At 66.9% G+C, this 1,573-nt stretch carries 2 protein-coding genes and 1 pseudogene; 1 reads left to right on the plus strand and 2 read right to left on the minus strand.

Annotation, left to right across the window (positions count from 1 at the left end; genetic code table 11):
• Positions 1–492: hypothetical protein (locus JHN63_RS50920; protein ID WP_200691917.1), on the plus strand; the 492-nt coding region annotated here is incomplete at its 5' end.
• Positions 493–565: 73 nt separating this feature from the next.
• Here JHN63_RS50920 and JHN63_RS50925 read toward each other — a convergent pair.
• A complete protein-coding gene (locus JHN63_RS50925) occupies positions 566–766 on the minus strand; it encodes a DUF397 domain-containing protein (RefSeq protein WP_200691918.1) in 201 nt (66 codons plus the stop codon).
• A pseudogene (locus JHN63_RS50930) lies at positions 763–1,573 on the minus strand (helix-turn-helix domain-containing protein); the annotation flags it as partial. The pseudogene JHN63_RS50930 and the gene JHN63_RS50925, both read right to left, overlap by 4 nt.

A 1,573-nucleotide genomic window follows, 5' to 3' on the forward strand; every position in this document is an offset into this window, starting at 1 on the left:
GCCCCCCTCTGGCAGGAGCTCCACGCCTCCGCTTGGCAACAGGACACCTGGGCCACCAAGTTGGAAGGCTGGCCCACCTCCACACCCCCGCTCACCGAGGGCGTAACCCCCACCTGGACCCGCGACACCCCCCTCCGCACAGAGTTCACCCGCCGCGCGGCCCTCGTCGAGATCGACGCCCTCGTCGCCGTCTGGCTCGGCATCAGCGCCGACGAGTTGGTGGCGATGTACGACGCCAGGTTCCCCGTACTGCAGCAGTACGAGGAGAACATGTGGTTCGACGCGACGGGCCGCCGTATCGCGAAGGCGCATCAGCAGTTCGGCTACGGTCAGCCCAAGGACGCCTGGAAGGAACTGAGTTCACACGACGACTTCCCGGAGGAGGCCAAGGTCCCGCCCGGCTACACCGGCCCCCTCTACCGAGTCCACCGCAAGAACGAAATGAAGGCCGCCCACGCCGAGTTCACCCGCCGCCTGAACGAGGCCGGCTGACCGGACACCCCGCCCACGCGAGAGCCCTGCCGCCCCGAGGGGAACCGGCAGGGCTCTCGCGACCGTACGAACGTCAGACGCCCCGCCCGACGAACCCCGCCCACGCTTCACGCGACACCGTGAACATGGGCCCGGCCTGGGCCTTGGAGTCCCGGACGTGCACAACTGCCGTACCGGCCGCGACCTCTACACAATCGCCGCCCTCGGTCCCGCTGTAGCTGCTCTTGAACCAGGCGAGGCCGGAAGCGACGGCCGAGGACTCAGCGTTGTTCATGACGATCCCAGCAACCCTTCGATGAACTTCAGTGACTCTCGCGGAGAGAGCCTGTGATCGGATGATCCCATAACGGGCGGCAGCGTGAACCGCCTGCTCCGGGTCGGTCTGAAGTGAGCCGATTCCCTGTGCCTCCGCGTACACGAACTTCTTGCCATCCTTGCGCGTGACGACGGTGAACGGGCCGTTCACACCCGCGTTGTCCTCGCAGTCGAGTGGCATGACCTGGATCTCGACGTTGCGCTTCTGGCCGATCAACAGCAGGTGCTCCAACTGCCCGCGTAGCACAGCCTTCCCGCCGTAGGGACGCCTCAGCACTGACTCTTCGATCACGAAGCTCAGGAACGGCGCGGGCCAGCGGTCGAAGATGTCCTGCCGTGCCAACCGTGCCGCTACCCGCTGCTCGATGATCTCCTGGGCCAAGGGCGGACGTCGCATGGCCAGCAGGGCCCGCATGTACTCCTCGGTCTGGAGGAGGCCCTTGACCACAAGCATGTCGTAGGCGAGCAGCTCAATGGCGGCCTTCTCCAGCGCCGCCATCCCCTGAAAGAACACCGGATACTGAGCCCTCTCCACCTCCTCCTTCCACACGCTCAACAACCCATCCGCCCCCGCGACTTCATCCGCCTTGTCGATCGTCCGTGGTGCCGGAATCCTCCGCCCCTGCTCGTACGAGGCCACCGTCGACGCCGAGTAGCCGATCCGCCGGCCGAACTCCTCCCGGTCCAACCCCGCCCGCACCCGCAACGTCTTCAGGGTCTGCCCGAACGCGACCACGATCCCCTTCCCGGCCCCGTCCTCCGGCGC

This window comes from Streptomyces sp. MBT65 (assembly GCF_016612545.1).
Classification (GTDB): Bacteria; Actinomycetota; Actinomycetes; order Streptomycetales; family Streptomycetaceae; genus Streptomyces.

Bases quoted from the DNA above. Each gene is read 5' to 3' on its own strand.
- JHN63_RS50925 (WP_200691918.1), bottom strand. From the start codon at position 766: ATGAACAACGCTGAGTCCTCGGCCGTCGCTTCCGGCCTCGCCTGGTTC.